Source organism: Nocardia sp. NBC_01730, from assembly GCF_035920445.1.
Classification (GTDB): Bacteria; Actinomycetota; Actinomycetes; order Mycobacteriales; family Mycobacteriaceae; genus Nocardia.
Genome location: NZ_CP109162.1, coordinates 7,146,361 through 7,164,356 on the forward strand (window position 1 = coordinate 7,146,361; position 17,996 = coordinate 7,164,356).

The following is a 17,996-nucleotide window of genomic DNA, read 5'->3' on the forward strand; positions in this document are numbered from 1 at the left end:
TGCCAGCAGCTTCCCGCGCGGCGAGCGTAGTGATATGGCGGCGATTGGGCAGGGCTCGGCCACCTGGCAACTACATGTCGTCGCCGGACACTCCGAACCTGCGGCGGATCGGGAACGATGCGAGCATGCCGAGGATGAGTAGCGCGGCGACTGAGCCGCTGCCGATCAGAGCCACGTTGCGAGCGCGGTGGTCCGGTGCCGGAGGTGGCGCCGGAACGGGCAGTCCGACACTTTTGGCCGGGCTCGGTCGCTTCGGCGGGAGTTGTTTCGGTACCTCGGCGGTCAACGCGGCAACCGGATCGATTGCGCCGTAACCGATGTAGGGGTTCCAGCCTTCGGCCGGTGCGTGTGCGGTGGCCTGAATGCGTCTGATGACATCGACGGCGCTCAGCTCGGGGAAGCGAGCGCGGACCAAGGCGACCACACCGGACACGTAGGGTGCCGCAAAGCTGGTGCCGCTGAGGGGGGCCATGCTCTGGCCTTCGTATTTGCCCGTGATGGTGCCGGTTCCGCGCGGATCGAGCGAGACGATGTTCTCGCCGGGTGCGGCCACGCCGACCCAAGGCCCGGGAACGGTGAATTTCGATGGTGCGCCGTTCTGATCGATCGACCCGACGGTGATGACGTAGTCGTCGAAACGGGCGGGCGTGACGTTCGTGGTCAAGCTGTCCCACAAATCGCCTGCGGGATGCAGCGGGTCGATACCCGGATTGCTCGGTTTGCAGTTCCCATCGGTATTGCCTGCCGCGACCACTACGACGGCATTTCTCTCCAGGGCGGCGTAACGTACTGCGGCGCCGACCATACCATCGTTCAAGTTCTGGGCTGCCGGTACGCACAGGACCAGCGAGATGTTGATGACCGAAGCGCCACGGTCGGCGGCCCGCCGGATCGCGGAGGCCAGCGCTTCGACCCTGCCGTACCCTTTCGGTGGGTCTTCGGGTCGCTTGTCCTGTCGGCCGGGGACCTCGTACAACGCACTGGTCTGGCGAATCGACAGGATTTGCGCCTCCGGTGCGACACCGGAAAACCCTTGTCCACCTAGGGGTTTCGCGGCGATGATGCCCGCGACGACGGTTCCGTGCGCGTCGCAGTCCTCGCTGATGCCATCACCGGGTTCCGCCACGTAGTCGCCGCCCGCTTCCAGATCGGGTAGGCGGGGATGACGGGCGACGCCCGTGTCGATCACCGCGACGAGCTGGCCGGCGCCTCGGGAGAAATCCCAGGCCCGGCGTAGGTCGAGCGCGCGCTGCGGAGCAGGCTCGGCAGGGCCTTCTCCACCCTGCTGGGTGGAGTAACACTCGGCGTTGGCCGGTCGCTCGGTCTTGTCGGGAGGTCGAGCCGGATCACCCGCGGGCAGCAGTCCGGGATCGACCAGCGGCGGCCGGTCCGCGTACGCGACACCCTGGCTCGCGCCCCACCCGAACGGGAGGCTCAGTGCCAGCACCGTCGCGGCTGCGCCGGTGCACAGGATCCGGTTCACAGCCCGCGGACGAGCGAGTAGAGGTCGGCGACCCAGAATGCCAGCGGCAGCACGGCGGCGACGAATCCGTACTCGAGCAGTTCGACGGCACGGCGCATCGGCGGGGTGGCCGACTGATTCGGAACGATGATGCCGAGGATCAGCGCCGCGATCAGTGCCACCATGGCCGCGCCGAACACCGCGAGCGGCTGGTGCAGCGCGAAACCGGCCCCCACCAACATGATCAGCACAATCGACGACCCGCCCGCGGTGAGCACCACGGCCTGCTCGGCACCCGCGTAGGTACGGCTGCGGAACATCAGCACCACCGCGCAGACCAGCGCGAGCGCCACGCCCGGCCAGTGGGGGTCCTCGGCCGTCGGGTCGGTGGCCGTCAGCGCGCCGATGGCGGTGACCAGCGTGGTCGCCGCGACCAAGCCCGCGAGGTACATGCGGGCACGTTCCGACTTCACCCGCAGTACATCCATGGTCGGCAGCGCCCGGTGGTCGTCCGGATCGTCCTCGCTCGGGTCGATCGGAGTGCCGGGCGAAGGGACCGGCGGCAGTGGCAGTTTCGCGAGCAGCATGGACACCCGCGGCGCCAGCGAGAGCCCGCCGAGCCCGAGTGCCGCCGCACCTGCGCCGATCACGCGCTCTGGCTGGTCGACGAGCAGGCCGACCAGCGCGGCGGGCACCGCGTAGGTCGCGAGGGTGGCCGCGCCGATGAACAGGGCGAGGCCGACACCGGTGACGCGCCAGGCCAGGATCGCGGTCGCGCCCAGCACCACCGAGCCGAGCAGAATATGCGCCCAGCCGTAGTGGTCGGGCACGTAGAGCATGCCCGCGGTGAACGCGGCGGGCAGCGCGCAGCCGCCGAGCACCAGTGCGGTGGCGGTGTCGCCGTACATCCGGCTCAGTACCATCGCCGCGACCACGAGCAGGATCGCGACGACCAGCGCGACCGAGCCGCCCAGCGCGATCGGCAGTGCGCCGGGAGACAGCAGCAAGCCGAGGCAGCCGACGGTCATGGTGATCGCCGCGAGCACCGAGCCGGTGATCCGCGCGATCTTCGGGGTCCAGCTGCGGTAGTGGTCGGTGTCGGCGATCGCGACGTTGTACATGATGTCGTCGAACAGCGGCGTCGGTGCCGTGTGCGAGGCGCTCTCCAGCATCAGCAGTTCGCCGTCGCGGACGCCGTGCTCACCCAGGCTGAGCGAGTTGGAGAACGGGGGATGGCCGATGCGGGCGAGCACCCATTCGGCGGGCTCGAAACGCTCACCCTCGTTGTCGAAGTCGTTCGTCCTGCTGTGCTGGGCGACCATGTCGACGACGCTCGGAATCACCAGCGCGACCGGCACATCGACCGGGATCGCCATGTCGACCTGGGTGTGCTTGGCCAGAATCGTCACCCTGGCGAGGTCGGGCGCGCGGACGATACCGCGCGAGGTTTCTTCGTCGATGTGGTCAAGGCGCGCGTGCGTCAAGCTTCCCCCAACTCGGTCTTCTACCTCGTGATTCCGCGAACTCGTCGGCCGTGGGCGAGCTTGCGCACCCACGGTTCGGGCAGCAGAATGCTGGTCGAACTCTACGACATGTCGGCTGTGACCTCTACACTGAGCCCGAATCACAGCTTGCCTAAGGGGGATTCATCGTCGATGAGCACTGTCCGCTTCCAGCGCCGTGCGCGCCGCGAGATGCCGCGTTTGCCCGGTGGCGAGGTCACGCTGCAGCCGCCGCCCGAAATCCCCCGGGTGACACCGGGAAACCTGGTGATGAAGCTGATGCCGGTCGTGATGGTGATCGGCATGGTCGGCATGATGGCCCTGATGTTCACCCAGGGCGGCGGCATCGCGTCGAACCCGATGGGCATGATGTTCCCGGTCATGATGCTGTTCTCCATGGTCACCATGTTCGCGGGCCAGGGCGGGGGTAAGGGGCAGAAGGCCGCGGAGGCCAACGAGGACCGCAAGGACTACCTGCGTTATCTCGACCAGGTCCGCAGGGACGTCGACGAGACCGCGCGGCAGCAGCGCGCGTCGGTCGAATGGAGCCATTCCGAACCGGGATTGATCTGGATGCTCGCGGGCACCAGCCGTATGTGGGAGCGCCGCGCGGGCGACAAGGATTTCTGCCACGCCCGCATCGGTATCGGTGGTCAGCGCCTGGCCACCCGGCTGGTCGCGCCGGAGACCGGCCCGGTCGAAGAGCTCGAGCCGATCGCAGCGGTCTCACTGCGCCGCTTCGTGCGCGCCCACTCGACAGTGCCCGACCTGCCGACCGCGATCGCGGTCAAGGGCTTCGCCACCATCGCGCTGGACGGCGACCGCGGCGAGGCGCGGGACATGACCCGAGCGATGTTGGTGCAGCTGTGCATGTTCCAGGCACCGGACCAAGTGCTCGTCGCCGTCGTCTGCGGAGCGGACACCGCGCGGGAGTGGGAGTGGACCAAGTGGCTCCCGCACACCCAGCATCCGGACGCACAGGACGGCATCGGCACCCAGCGCATGTTCTACGGCTCGATCCGGGAAGCCATGGCTGGCCTGCATCCATTGCTCGGCAATCGGGTTCGGTACTCCAGGAACCAGCCCGCCAATGCGAACATGGTGCACATCGCGATCGTCGTCGACGGGGGTCTGCTCGAGGCCGAGGACGATCAGCTGCGCGAATCCGGCTACGAGGGCGTCACGATCATCGATCTCTGTGGCTACGCGCCGCGCCTCGCGGTGTCCCGCGGCATCAAGATGATCGTGGAGAACGGCGAGTGCGTCGGCCGCGGCGCGACCGGCAATCAGGAACGCTTCGCGCTCATCGACCGGATCAGCCCGCAGCAGGCCCAGCAGGTGGCGCGCAGACTCGCGCCATATCGCGCGGCGACCCAGCGCAGCAGTGACATGGAAACCGATGACTCCGAGGTGATCTCGACCTGGAGCCAGCTGGTGGGCCTCGGCGACATCGGCGCGTTCAACCCGGAGCACGCCTGGCGTCCGCGTTACGGCCGGGAACGCCTACGCGTTCCGTTCGGCGTCGGTGCCGACGGCCTTCCGGTCGAATTGGACATCAAGGAGGCCGCCGAGAACGGCATGGGCCCGCACGGATTGTGCATCGGCGCCACCGGTTCCGGTAAGTCGGAGTTTCTGCGCACCCTTGTGCTCAGCCTGCTCGCCACCCACTCGCCGGACCAGCTGAACCTGGTGCTCGTCGACTTCAAGGGCGGTGCGACCTTCCTCGGTCTCGACGGTGTGCCGCACGTCGCCGCCGTCATCACCAACTTGGAGGAGGAAGCCGACCTCGTCGACCGCATGAAGGATGCCCTGGAGGGCGAGATGAACCGCCGCCAGGGGGTGCTGCGCGCGGCGGGCAACTTCGCGAACGTCTCCGAGTATGAGAAGGCGCGCGCCGCGGGCGCAGACCTCGACCCGCTGCCCGCCCTGTTCGTCGTGCTCGACGAGTTCTCCGAACTGCTCACCCAACACCCGGATTTCGCGGAGCTGTTCGTCATGATCGGCCGCCTCGGCCGCTCACTGCACGTGCATCTGCTGCTCGCCTCGCAGCGCCTGGAGGAAGGCAAGCTCAAGGGCCTGGAGAGCCACCTGTCCTATCGGATCGGTCTGAAGACGTTCTCCGCCAACGAATCCCGCCAGGTCCTCGGCGTGCCCGATGCCTACAACCTGCCGAACCACCCCGGCGGCGGCTATCTGAAGGCGGACTCGGGCGAGATCCAGCGCTTCCAGGCCTCCTATGTCTCCGGCCCGTACGTCGGCGGCGGCTCGCCGCGCGACATCACCATCGCCACCCAGTCCGGCGAAATCGACATCAAGGCACGGCCGTTCACCGCGACACAGGTCGGCTTCCGCGCCGCGGACCGCGTTCCGCTGCCACCCGAGCCGAGTCTGGAACCCCAGCACGACGAGGACGGCGAGCAGCTGTCCAACGTGAACATGCTGGTCTCCCGGATCCGCGGGCACGGCCGCCCGGCCCACGAGATCTGGCTGCCGCCGCTGGACGAGGCCCCCACGCTCGACCAGCTCATCCCTCGCTCCATACTCACCGGCGAGCACTCGGCGGTGGCCACCCTGCGCGCCCCGATCGGCATCGTCGACCGCCCCTACGACCAGCGCCGCGACCCGATGGTCGTCGACCTGTCCGGCGCCCGCGGCAACGTCGCCGTCGTCGGCGGTCCGCAGTCCGGCAAGTCGACCGCGCTGCGCTCCCTGATCATGGCGATGTCGTTGACGCACACCGCCGAACAGGTGCAGTTCTACTGTCTGGACTTCGGTGGCGGCACGCTCGCCAGCCTGCTCGGATTGCCGCACGTCGGCTCGGTCGCGAGCCGGTTGGACGAGGATCAGGTCCGGCGCACCATCGCCGAGATGATGACTATCGTTCGGCAGCGCGAGGCGCGGTTCCGCCATCTCGGCATCGAGTCGATGACGGAGTTCCGCCGTCTGCGTTCGATGGATCCGGCTGGCAGCCCGGCCGCGGCCGGCGCGCACGAAGATCCGTTCGGCGACGTATTCCTGGTGATCGACGGCTTCGGTTCGATCCGCCAGGACTTCGAGATGCTCGAGCAGACCATCATGAACCTCGCGGTGCAGGGCCTGTCCTACGGTGTGCACGTGGTCATCGCCCTCGCCAGGTGGGCCGAGGCGCGCCCGGCGCTCAAGGACCAGATCGGCACCAGAATCGAACTGCGCCTGGGCGATCCGATGGATTCCGATTTGGGCCGCAAGTTCGCCTCGCTGGTCCCGCAGGGCCGACCAGGCCGCGGTATGACGCCGGAGTGCCTGCACATGCTGACCAGCCTGCCGCGCATCGACGGCAGCGCGAACCCCGACAACCTGGGTCAAGCGGTCGGCGAGACGGTCGCCGCAATCGCCAGGCTGACGCCGGGCCGTCCGGCGCCGCAGGTCCGCATGCTGCCCGAGCAGCTCCCGCGGGAGCAGTTGCTGTTACTGGCGGGGGACTGGCCGTCGCAGGTCGACCCGAACACCAAGTGCACGCGAATCCCGTTCGGCATCAACGAGTCCGAGCTGGCGCCGGTCCACATCGATTTCGCCGAGAGCCCGCACTTCATCATCATCGGCGACACCGAATCGGGTAAGACGACGCTGCTGAGTTCGCTGATCGAGGGCATCGCCGCGTCGAACACCCCGGATCAGGCGCGCTTCATCCTCGGCGACTACCGGCGCTCCATGCTCGGTCTGGTCCCCGAGGGCTACCTCGCGGGCTACGGCTCGACGGCGCCGCAGTTCACTCAGAACATGAATGATCTGGCCGCCTACGTCAGCAAGCGCACCCCGGGCCCGGACGTCACACCCCAACAGTTGCGGGAACGATCCTGGTGGACCGGCCCGGAACTGTATGTCATCGTCGACGACTACGACCTGGTGTCCACCTCGGCGGGTAACCCGGTGCAGGCGCTGGTGGAACACCTGCCGCACGCCCGTGACCTTGGATTCCACCTGGTCATCGCCCGCCGCTCGGGTGGAGCGAGCAGGGCGATGTACGAGGCTACGTTGGCCAGGATGAAAGACCTCGGCTCGGCGGGTCTGATTATGAGCTGTAGCCGCGACGAGGGTGTGCTCATGGGCAGTACGCGGCCGAGCCTCATGCCGCCGGGGCGTGGCACCCTCATCACGCGCAACGGTGAGGGATTGGTGCAGTCGGCCTGGATGCCGTTGCCCTGATGTCCACCGTGGAGCTGGTGGTCACGGAGGCACGTGTCTGGGCACGTGGCGCGACCACACATTGGGACGTACCGCCCTCGATCGTCCTGAGCAGCAACGGGTTCGACCTGATCGTCGGTCAACCGCTGACACCGCCCACTGCGGTGAGTTCGGCTGTTCAGTTCATCCCGGCGGACGTGATCGCGCTGACGCCGCGTGCACCGTCGGTGGTCGACGGGTTGAGCGCTGTCTTCGCCGCTGTGTTCGAGAACCTCGGCACAGCGGGGCCCTGCGAGCGAATCATCCTCATCTGCCCGACCGATTGGGGTTCGCCGCGCCGCTCGGTACTCGACCAGGCGGCACGGGGATTCGCGGCCGATGTTGCGTTCGAGGACATGGCGGTGCGGTCGGTCGTGGTCGACGAAGGCACCAGCCACAGCAGCCGTACTCTGGTCCTGGAGTTCGGCACGCTGACCACAACGGCGTCCGCGGTGATCCGCGACCACCACGGTGTCCACATCGAATCCTGCGAGCACGAGCCAACTCTCGTTCTCGCTGAGATCGCCGCGGAATCGCGCGCGTTCGACGACCTGTGCGCGCTGATCGACCGCCTGCTCGGTGGCCGGCCCGTCGATCTCGCTCAGGTCGTCGGCGTATCCGATCCGGTGCTGCTCGAACTGCTCGGCGCAGCCGTCCAACAAGCCTCCGGCACCGCGGTCGAAGTGCGCGCTGTAGCAGGCCCCGACTTGATCCGTAGTCGTCGGCCGGAACCGGTCTACCCGCAAGATGCCGCACCAACCCGGACACAGACCGAATGGATGCGGCCGCTGCGCGATCGTGCTGCCGCGCAGCGGCCGAGCCACCACCGGACCGCGGGTTACGTCGCCGCTGTCGCTGTAGTCGCTGTCGCCGTATTCGCCGGTGTCATCCTGCTGGGCCGCTCGAGCGACACGGCCACCACGGCGGGGGTGCCGATGACCTCCGCCGTGGTGGAGCCGACTGACCTCACTCCGCCGTCGGTTCCTACCGCTTCCGCTCCGGAAGCGGTCGGTCGCATCAGCTTTCAGCTCCCCGAAGGATGGCGTATTGTCTCCGCGCCCGGCGACGGAAAGTCGCGCATCGATCTCACCCCGGAGGACGGCTCCCGGCATCGAATGACCGTCGTGCAGACAGCCCTGGTCGCAGGCTCCGGCTATGAACAGGTCGCGGCCAACCTCGAAGCTCAGGTGGCGCAACGCCCGAACGGTGCGCTGAGCGATGTGAAGCGAGAGGTGGTCTTCGGCGGACGTTCCGGACTCGCGTACACCGAGCGTCCCCTGGACGGATCAACGGTTCGCTGGCACGTGTTGCTGGAGCATGGGATACAGGTCAGCGTGGGGTGTCAGTATGTCGGTGAGAGCGGGCCGGAACTATCGAATACCTGCGAGAGATTCGGTAGCTCTGTTCATGTGATCGAGTGAATCCGCGATTACGAGCCAGCCGTAGTCGGCTCGAAGTGCGTGATCTACACAAAGATTCGTGCCCCCGGCAACAATCTGCCGGGGGCACGAATCGGTTCGAGGCGATGCTCAGAACAGGCCGGCGAGGGCGGTGTCCGTGCTCTGCAGCTCGGAGTTGCCCGAGCTGACCAGCTTCGCGGCACCGTGCAGGGTCTGGTTCAGCTGCTCGACATGGCCGTTCCACGACCGCTGCAGCTCGGCGAACGCTTCGTTCGCGTCACCCTTCCAGTTGGTCGTCACGAACTCTTCGACCTTCTTGTGAAAGGCCTCCAGCTCGTTCCTGATCCCTTCGGCTCGGGCGATGATCGCCCGAGCTCCGTCCTCAACGCCCGAGAAATTAGCGGATATGGGCTTTCCAGCTGCCATTGTTCAGGCTCCTTTGCTACGTGATTCTGGTTAGACCGGAGGAAGTTCCAGGCTGGAGACCTGAGCCTGCACCTGCTGGGCGAAGTCGGTGTCCTGGTCCTCGTACGTCGATCCGGCCTTGATGAGCTTCTCCGACGTCTCCATCAGCTTGTCGTTGAGCTTGTCCGCCTGGAAGTAGTAACGCTCCATAAAAGCGTTGAACGCGTCGCGCGCCTGGCCCTGCCAGTTGGCGCCGTTCGTCACGTTGTCCTCATCCGTCTTCAGCTGTCGGATGGCGAGCATCAGGTTGTTGTGCTGCTCCTGAAACTCTTTCGCCTTCTGCCCGATGAGTGCATTATCCGCTGAGAGAGACCCTGCCATGGTGGCTCCTCCTGTTTCGGTTGATGGTCAACGTCGCAAGTGCCAGCTGACCTCTTCATGTAGTTGGACGCGGCTGCCGCTCGACCGGTTCCACCCGGTTCACCGGAATCGGCGGATTTGCATCGAAACGCGCCTCCCAAGTGGGCGACTGGCTACGCCGAGGTGCGGAAGGCCTGGATGAGATCCCCCCGGACGTCCGACCGCAGGTGCCGTCGCGTCTGTCTAGTCGCTGCCAGCGCGCTGCTCCCCTCCTTCCCCCTGCTCGCTACCACCTGAACCGGCGAGTGGGCTGGCTGCGCAACACCCTACCGAACGGCGTGCCGTCGCGCTAGCAGCGAACGCCGAATGCCAAGGTCGGCAACGGAGCTCGCGCGCGAACGGGTATACGAGCCGCGGTCCGAATCATCCGGTCCGGTGTACCGAGCCGGAGGCTATTTGACGATCTTCGCGATGGTGGGAACCATCTTGTCCACCAGCGCATCCACGGACTGGCCGGTCCACACCTGGAATGCCTGCACAGCCGAAGGGTCGTCGACGACGACGATCTTCGCCGAGCTGGAGAGGATGCCATTCGGGAGACCGCGCAGTCCGCCGTTTCCGGCCTGGCTGTCCGATCTGAGTACGATCACCACTTCGGAATCGATATCGGTCGTATAGCTGTTCGCCGACATCGCCCGTGGTGATTTCTCGTCACCGACCGCCTTGTACTTGGTGCTGTATCGAAAGCCGATATCCTGCAGGAATTTCGACTGATCACTCGGCGTCAGCACGGCGGACAGGGTGGAATTACCGAAATTGAATGCGGTGATCGTCTTTCCGTCGAATTCCGGATGATTGTCGCGCACCTGGGCCAGGCTGCTTCCCGAGCCGGGAGAGTTCGCCCCACCCCTGGTGAGGAAGAACGTGCCCGCGGCGATCGACACTGCTATGACGACGGCGATGATCGCGGGTACGAGAACGCGTCTGGCGGCGGAACGCTCGCTGCCGCTTCGGATCGTCTCGATCAACCGCTGATCGGTGTTCTCGCGAGGCGGCCCATACCCGGCGATCGCGGTGCGGGGGTCGGTCATCGGTGCCCGCGGGTCCGTCGAATAGGTGGTCTCGGGAGCGCGAAACTGCGGGGCGCCGTACAACGCCGCCTCGGCCGCCTGGATGAATTCACGGCAGGTGCTGTACCGGTGAACAGGGTCCTTCGCCATCACCTTCTCGATCACACCGTCGAGCGCCGCGGGCAAGTCCGGACGGACAGCGCTCAACTTCGGTGGTGGTTCGTGTAGATGGCCCATCATCACTACGGCGGGCATGGTCGAGGGGTAGGGGTTCTGGCCGGTGAGCAGTTTGAAGAACGAACAGCCCAGACTGTAGATGTCGGCCCGCGGGTCGAGGCTGCTTCCGACCAACTGCTCGGGGGGAGCATAGGCCACCGTCGCCATGAAATTGCCTGTGGCCGTGAGATCTTGGCCGTCCTCCGAGGATTTGGCAACGCCGAAGTCGGTCAGCAGCACCCGTTCCTCGTCGTCTCCGTCGGCAGTGGAGAGCAGGAAGTTGGCAGGCTTGACGTCGCGGTGCAGCAGCCCGCGCCGATGGGCGTAGTCCAGGCCCTTGCCCACCTCCGAGACGGTGCGCAGTGCTCGCTTCGGAGTCATGACCGACCGCCCCTTCCTCGCCTCCTCCGCGGCGTCCGTGCCGTCGACGTACTGCATGGCGATCCACAGCAGGCCGGCTTCTTCGCCGCGGTTGTACACGGCGACGATGTTCGGATGGTCGAGGCCTGCCGCAAGGTTGGCCTCGCGCTCGAACCGCGCGCGAAACTCGTCGTCGGTGGACAGGTCCGCGCTGAGAACCTTCAGAGCATCCCGGCGGGGCAGGATCGGATTCTGCGCCAGGTAGACGGTTCCCATGCCGCCGCTGCCGAGGACCTGAAGTACCCGGTATCCGCCGATAACTGCGCCGGGCCGCAACGCCATTCGGTCCTCCTCAACGATGTCGAACGCCCCCACCGACGAGCTTTCGGGGAAAATCTAGCAAGCGAAAGCCGGGGGTTCGACCTGTACCCGGCGCGGGGCTCAACGCCCATAGGCCAACAGCTTGTACTGCGCCGCGGTCTTTTGCTGCAGGTCTTGGACGTTGTTGCTGCTCACCTGGGCTACATAGCGATCGAAGGCGAAGTAGCACACCGGCTTGTCCAACGGTGACTTGCTCGGTCCTTTTTTCGGCTTGAAGCATTTGGCTTCCGGCAGGTTCGCCGGACTGTCCAACTTGTCGTACTCGGCCGAGACCGGTGCCGAGATCGCGGCCAGCAGCCGGGTCGTGCCCGCCGAATCCTTGGCCCGCAGGACCACCGCTCCGACGGCCGCGGCATAGTCGACACCGGCGTCCGCGTACGCGGAGCGCGCCGAATTCGGGTCCTGCTCCGAATGCAGCAGTGCCTGCGCCGGATACACCCCCGACGGGTCGGAACCGTCGACCGGCTTGTTGTTGTCGTCGAGCGGCACTGTCCGGCTGAGCATCCCGTCCACGTCGAGCGGTAGTGCGGATATCTTGTCGATCGGTGTCGGTGTGTACTGCCGGAGCATGTCGATGAGCTTGTCGAACGAGCGCCCGGTGAGATCGGCGGGAGGGCCGGGAGCGAAGGGGCGGCTGATCGGGTCGTTGATCTGGACCAGCAGCGCCATCTCGCCGTGCGCGAGCCCGGTGCTCAGAAAATTGGTGCCGAACTCGGTGTGGGCATTGTGCCTGGCTCTGGCCGCCGGATAGCCGGGAATGGAGATGCTGTCACCCGGAACACGCTCGATGAGCTCCTTGACCGCCGCGGAGGCGTGGCTTTCATCGGAGAAGCGGAGAACGTAGATGAGCACCTCGCTGCCGATGCCGAATTCTTTCCTCCGTTGTCCTTGCGTGTACCACCCCGTCACCAGGCCGGGCGCGACCGCATCGAATTCACTGCGGTCCACCGCTTTCAGCGAGGGCGGCGACTTCGGAGTGGTCGCGTGCGTGCGGTATGGATTTTGGTAGATGTATCGGTTGTCGATGTCCGACACGAGTGGTGTTGCGGCACCGATGCGTATCGCTTCGCGCGCGGCTCCGGATTGGTCGGTCCTGAACCGCTCGATGTCGATCGGCGCCGTCGGGTAGCTGCCCGAATCCAATTTCGTGACATCGACTCGCTGGACGTCGGCCTGCTCGGTGGTGTCACCCCCGCAGGCGCTGGTCGCGAAGACACACGCGATGAGCGCCGCGCACGTCAGGCTTCGTATCCGCATCGATGATCACCCACTCTTCGCGAGAATCGAGTACTGAGCGGCGGTCCGTTCCAGCAACTGCCGGTCGACCCGGCTGATATCGGGAAATTGGGAGACCACCACGGCGACGTATCGGTCGTACACGATGACGCACAGACCCTTGTTCAAACGGTTGATATCCCGGAAGTCCAACTTCAGGCACCGTGTGTCGGCGAGGCCGGGCGGCGGATCGACGACCTCGTCGTTCTTCTCCGGTTTGGCGAGAGCCGCCTGGAGGCGGAATGCGGAGGGAAGGTCGCGCGTCCGATACACCGTTCCGCTCTGGCGGCCGATCAGGTCGACGCCGCCCTCTTCGAACGCTGTGCGCACCTCGATCGGATTGCGTTCGAAGTGCAGAATTCCAGAGGGCTGATAAGGGCCGAAATCGTCTCGGCCGAAGAAGGGGTCGCTGTAGTCCTTCGCCGAGGGCGCGGCGCGGCGCATGATTCCGTCCGGGTCGAGGGGCAGGTCGAGCAGGTCGTCGAGCGGAACCGGCTGCTGCTTGTCCAGTTCGGCGATCTGCCGATCGATCGTCTTCTTCAGGACGCTCGCGAGCGCGTCCTTGTTCGGCTCGGGTACTCCGGCATTGGCCGTGATGACGTACGGGCCGTGCTGGAGGAACACAATGGCGGCCAGGTCGTTTCCCGAGGTCGACCTGGCGTCGGGATATCCATCGATCGGAACGGGATGTCTGCCCGGCTCCTCGTTGGTGATCCGGTCGAACTCATCCGCGGCGTTCCTGCTGTCGGTCTCGGTCGGAAAACGAAGTATCGAGATGATCAATTTCTTTGTGCTGCGCAGATTTCCGTTGGTCCGCGAGACATAGGCGCCTGCCAGCACGTTGTACTTCTCGCCTACCACCTGGTACTTCTCCGGGAACGCCCCCGGGTTGACCATGCTCAGCGGTGTCGCGATCAGCTTGACGTAGCCCACGTCGGTGAGATCGCTGTCGACGTCGAACGGCTGCACCAGATAGTTCAGCATCCGGCGGGCTTCGATGAAGCGGACATCGTTCGCGGAGGTGATCCGCGGGTTGTACGCGGTGGGCTCGGTGGCCAGCGCTCCGGTTTTCAGGATCGTCAGATCCACTGGCGACATACCGGGCTGTGGATTGCCGTCGACTGTGCTGGAGCATCCCGCGGCCAAGACGATCGAGCTGGCGAGTATCGCGAAAGTCCGAAGTCTGTACCTCACTCGGGCCCCCTCATTTACTCGTCAACAGCGCGTACTGTGCGGAGACCTTCTGGTGCAGGTCCTGCAACTGCTTTCCGAATGCCTGCACCGTGTATCGATCGACCTGGAAGACGCACAGGTTCATAGCGACTGCCTGAGTGCTCGCCGCGATGTCCGCGTAGCACTCGACGTGGTCGCCGAGCCCGGTCGGCGCCCCGACCAGCTTCTGGTCGGATTTCAGCTGTTTCGACGGTTGCCAGGCTGCCCATAGATCATCAGCGCCCTGTCGCGTCTTGCTACGGAAGACCACGGCGTCGCCGAACGAGACGAGATCGACTCCGCTCTTTTCGAGGGTCGCCAGGGAGTTCTGCGTGCCGTCCATCAGAGACATCACGCCACGACCGGCATATACCCCGTCGGGATCGGCGCGGATCGGTGATTCCGGATTGCTCGGAATCGTCCGCGCGAGCAGCCCTCCCGGGTCCAGTGGGACCTGCGGGAGTTCGTCGGAGGGGGTCGGCCGGAACGTGGCGAGCAGCGGGATCTGTACGTCGAGCATCTTCTCGACCTGGGCGGTCAGAGCGGGGAGATCGGGCGCGGAGGTGTCGTCCTCCACCTTGATGTAGACGACGTACCGGTCGTGGACGGTCCAGGAACCGAGCGACGACACGTCCGGACGCCAATGTGCCGTCGTATTCGGGTGTTTCGTGATCGCGACCGGCTGGTTGTCGCGGTTGTAGGTGAAGTCGTCGTGCTCGAGCGTCGGGCCGACTGTCATGGCGGTCTCGGCGTCAGGGAACATCATGACCGCCAGGCTGAGCGTGCGCCTCGGTGCCTCCCGCGGGCCCCCGGTGCTCCACGCGTTGACCCAGCCTGCGACGAGATCCTTCGCGACCTCGTCGAAGGTGTCGTTGATGACCAGCTTCCCCAGCGACCTCTGGTTGTAGACGATGTGTGGCCGCAGCGACCAGGTATCTTCGACGTAGGTGGGGTCGGCCTCGAACGGCAATGCCACGAAGTCGGCGAGCCGCTGCGATTCGCGCGCGCGTGCCTGTTTCTCGTTCTTGGCGTTGCCGATCTCGCGCGGCTTGGTCTGATAGTTCCCGACATCCAACGTGGCCGGATCCGGCTGCACCCGCTCGGCCCGGCCCGGCACAGTCGAACCACATGCGCCGACACCGACGGCCAGCATTCCCGACATGATCAGGGCATATGCGGTTCGGAGCGGCATCGGTCTCGCGGCAAACTGCAACGTCCCTCCCCAAAAGCCTTGCGTAGTCCCGCGGATTGTACTTCACCGGTCCCCGCCAGCCCGGACCGAACGGTCTGCGGACATCGGTCTGCGCGGGTCAGAAACTATTCGCCAACAGCGCATACTCCGCGGCGACCTGCTGCCGCACGTCCGGTTCCTTATCACTGGTGACGACGCCGACGTACCGTTTGTAGGCGACGTAGCAGCGGTACTTGTACTCCCGGTTCGGGTCGCCCTTGCTGTTGAGCTGGAGGCACCTGGCACCGGGGACGTCCTTGGGGGCGCCGAGGGTGTCGTAATGCCCGCCTTCGCTTTCCAGCAGACCGGTGGCCAGTTTCTGTGCGGCGGCCGCGTCACGGGTGCGGGCGACGTAGTCGTCGTCGACGATGGCGGTGTGGTCGACGCCCGCGTCCTCGATCAGGCGCAGGTGTGCGTCCTCGTCGTCGGCGCGATGGACGGTGTGGTCGGCGCCGTAGACGGCGAAGGTCGCCGGATCGGGGGTACGGCTCTTGCGGTCGGCGACGGCGACGCGCGCGAGCAGTCCGTCGGGGTCGACCTGCAGGGCGTCGAGCTTGTTCGCGGGGGTCGGGGTGAACGTGTCCAGCTGCGCGACCTGCGCGGCGAGGGTCTTGTCGATCCAGCTCACCAGGTCGGTGCTGTCGGCACGGGGTCGTTGGATGAACAAGGAGATGACGAATTCCTTGTAGGCCATGAAGGTGCCGACGGTAGGAACGCCGGGACGCCAATGGATGTAGGCGTCGGGGTACTTGGTCGACGAGAGCTTGCGGTTCTCCGGCGACACGGCGATGTCCACATCCTCGAGTTCACGAGCGGTGAGCCTCGCGTCGGCCTCGTCGGGGAAGCGGAACACGGCGTCGGTGATCGCGGTGGCGTCGGGGGACGGGTTGGTCTGGCCGGCGGGGTCGGGGCGGTCGGCGCCGCTGGCGGCGTAACCGACGATCAGCTTGCGGTTGTCGAAAACCGGCTTGGAGACCTTGGCGACGAAGTCGAGCGCCTGCTCGGCGTCGGCGACCACGGTGCTGCCCCGTCCGACTTTCAGTGCCGGATCGATGCGTACGGTCGGGACCACCGCGTCGGACATCCGCATGCCTTCGAGCAGCGCGCCCTTGCCTGCGGAGTCCTGGTCGTACCGGTGCCGGTCCACGGGATAGGTGCCGACCTCCAGCTTTCGCACGTCGATCTCCCCTGCGGTGGGCGTACCGTGCACGCTGGCGCAGCCGGTGAGCAGTCCTGCCCATGCCAGGCAATACGCGGTGAGCGCAATGCGTTTGGTCCGAACCATGACAGGCCCCTCGTTCCTCCCGTTGCTGACACTGAAGTTACCGGACGGACGCAGGGGAGGGGGACCGATAGCGCTCGGATTGCAATACCCTTGTCTGCGTGACGACGACCCTGCACTGTGCCTTCGGCGGAGGCCGATACCGGTGATGGATCGGCAGGTCGAGGTTGTCGTAGGTAGCCATGCCGTGGCCAGGGTCGTCGACGCGGTCATCGTTGTGGCGCACCGCGGACGGGCCAGGTTGACCCAGGATTCTCCGGCCGTCATCGCCCTCGAATCGTTGGCCGAACTGGTGCGTGCGGCGACCGATCAGGAGCCGAAGGGGCCGGGCGCCGTGGTGGCCCGGCAGGCGACCCGCTGGCTCATGAAACACGCCGAGCAGATCAGCCCGGGTGAGCCGATCGACTTCGGCATTCTCTCCGCCACCGAGAACGGAGGCGTGGCGATCTTCCTGCACGGTGCGGTCACGGCGGTGCTGGCCGGTGACGGCACGGTCGAGCTGTATCGCGGCAGCGGTGCTGCGTTCACGATCGATCGGGCCGCGGAGGTTCCCGCGCGGGCGGTCGCCCTGTTCGTCGACGATGCGAAGGGCCGCATTCCGGATCTGCCGCCGGAGCGTGGCATCGGCTGGCTGGTCGAAGGTATCGCGCAGGCGGGCGGCGCCGTCGTCTGGTCCGACGGAGCGCGTGCCGGAACGCCCACGAACGGACGGGCGTCCCGCCGCGAGGGCACGCATCGCCGCGCCGAGGTGCCGCCGCTGCCGACCGCCCGCATCGAGCACGAGCCGCCCGCCGACTCCGAGGTTCGGCAGTCGCTGGAACCCCAGCAAGCACACCGGCCCGAGCAGCCGCCGGAACCGCAGCAAGCGCCCGAGCCACAACAAATGCCGCCGCCCCAGCCGCACCGGACGGCGCCGTCGACCGCGATGCACGACTCCGAGGCCGAGCAGGAGCCGATCGATCCGCACGACGCGCCGACCCAGCTCGGCGGCACCAACCCCGCTCCGCTGCCCGACTCGGATCTGCAGCGCCGCCTGGAGGCGACCGCGCGGACCACGGCGCTCACCGTCAAGGTGCTGGGATTCAAGTGCGCGCGAGCGCATCCCACTGATCCGCGCGCCGCGTTCTGCACCGTGTGCGGCATGCCGGTCGACCAGACGCAGGGGCTGATCGAAGTGGTCCGCCCGCCACTGGGCATGCTGATTCTCGATGACGGCACGACCTACCTGCTGGCCGCGGACGCGGTGATCGGCCGCGACCCGGAGCATTCCGCGGCGGCCGAGCACGGACTCGTTCCGCTGCGGGTGGACGACTCCTCCGGCGGCATGTCGCGCGCGCACGCCGAGATCCGACTCGTGAACTGGGACGTGACCGTGGTGGATCGCGGTTCGACCAACGGCACCCGCACCCGCTTGCCCGGTTACCGCGACTGGGTGCGCTTGGCCCCGAACCAGTCCATGGTGCTGATCCCCGGCACTGAAATCATGCTCGGCAACCGCGTGCTCCGCTTCGAACACGCGGCCCCGCCACCGTTCGGCCGCTGACACGCGGGGGAAGCCCGGAACGAAGTTCTGAATCCCCCGGAACGAAGTTCTGAATCCCCCGGAACGAAGTTCTGAATCCCCCGGAACGAAGTTC

The 17,996-nt window shown here is 66.4% G+C and carries 12 protein-coding genes; 3 read left to right on the forward strand and 9 right to left on the reverse strand.

Going from position 1 to position 17,996, the window contains the following annotated elements; translation table 11 throughout:
• Positions 1-70 precede the first annotated feature (70 nt).
• Together mycP and eccD are read right to left on the reverse strand one after the other, a co-directional pair.
• A complete protein-coding gene (gene mycP, locus OHB12_RS29445; protein ID WP_327112715.1) occupies positions 71-1,483 on the reverse strand; it encodes a type VII secretion-associated serine protease mycosin in 1,413 nt (470 codons plus the stop codon).
• Entirely contained in the window at positions 1,480-2,946 is a 1,467-nt protein-coding gene (gene eccD, locus OHB12_RS29450; protein WP_327112716.1) for a type VII secretion integral membrane protein EccD, read from the reverse strand. The genes mycP and eccD overlap by 4 nt, the downstream gene beginning before the upstream one ends.
• Positions 2,947-3,117: 171 nt before the next feature.
• Between eccD and eccCa the strand changes: the two genes are divergently transcribed.
• Positions 3,118-7,149: a type VII secretion protein EccCa gene (gene eccCa / locus OHB12_RS29455; RefSeq protein ID WP_327112718.1), complete on the forward strand. Its 4,032-nt coding sequence runs from the start codon at positions 3,118-3,120 to the stop codon at positions 7,147-7,149.
• On the forward strand, positions 7,149-8,588 hold the full coding sequence (locus OHB12_RS29460; protein WP_327112720.1) for a type VII secretion-associated protein: 1,440 nt from the start codon (positions 7,149-7,151) through the stop codon (positions 8,586-8,588). The genes eccCa and OHB12_RS29460 overlap by 1 nt, the downstream gene beginning before the upstream one ends.
• A gap of 108 nt (positions 8,589-8,696) precedes the next feature.
• Here OHB12_RS29460 and OHB12_RS29465 read toward each other — a convergent pair whose 3' ends face one another.
• The 7 genes from OHB12_RS29465 to OHB12_RS29495 form a co-directional block, all read right to left on the reverse strand.
• Positions 8,697-8,993, reverse strand: a complete 297-nt coding sequence (locus OHB12_RS29465) for a WXG100 family type VII secretion target (protein ID WP_327112722.1) — start codon at positions 8,991-8,993, stop codon at positions 8,697-8,699.
• Positions 8,994-9,023: 30 nt separating this feature from the next.
• A complete protein-coding gene (locus OHB12_RS29470) occupies positions 9,024-9,353 on the reverse strand; it encodes a WXG100 family type VII secretion target (protein WP_327112724.1) in 330 nt (109 codons plus the stop codon).
• Between the two features lie 431 nt (positions 9,354-9,784).
• On the reverse strand, positions 9,785-11,320 hold the full coding sequence (locus OHB12_RS29475) for a serine/threonine-protein kinase (protein WP_327112726.1): 1,536 nt from the start codon (positions 11,318-11,320) through the stop codon (positions 9,785-9,787).
• Between the two features lie 99 nt (positions 11,321-11,419).
• On the reverse strand, positions 11,420-12,616 hold the full coding sequence (locus OHB12_RS29480) for a DUF7373 family lipoprotein (RefSeq protein ID WP_327112728.1): 1,197 nt from the start codon (positions 12,614-12,616) through the stop codon (positions 11,420-11,422).
• Between the two features lie 6 nt (positions 12,617-12,622).
• Positions 12,623-13,828, reverse strand: a complete 1,206-nt coding sequence (locus tag OHB12_RS29485; protein ID WP_327112730.1) for a DUF7373 family lipoprotein — start codon at positions 13,826-13,828, stop codon at positions 12,623-12,625.
• Between the two features lie 10 nt (positions 13,829-13,838).
• Positions 13,839-15,038 carry a DUF7373 family lipoprotein gene (locus tag OHB12_RS29490; protein WP_327112732.1) on the reverse strand — a complete coding sequence of 400 codons (1,200 nt, stop codon included), beginning with the start codon at positions 15,036-15,038 and terminating at the stop codon, positions 13,839-13,841.
• Between the two features lie 118 nt (positions 15,039-15,156).
• Positions 15,157-16,362 carry a DUF7373 family lipoprotein gene (locus OHB12_RS29495; RefSeq protein WP_327112734.1) on the reverse strand — a complete coding sequence of 402 codons (1,206 nt, stop codon included), beginning with the start codon at positions 16,360-16,362 and terminating at the stop codon, positions 15,157-15,159.
• A gap of 145 nt (positions 16,363-16,507) precedes the next feature.
• Between OHB12_RS29495 and OHB12_RS29500 the strand changes: the two genes are divergently transcribed.
• Positions 16,508-17,902 (forward strand): FHA domain-containing protein, encoded by a 1,395-nt coding sequence (locus OHB12_RS29500; RefSeq protein WP_327112736.1) that lies wholly within the window; start codon positions 16,508-16,510, stop codon positions 17,900-17,902.
• Positions 17,903-17,996: the final 94 nt, after the last annotated feature.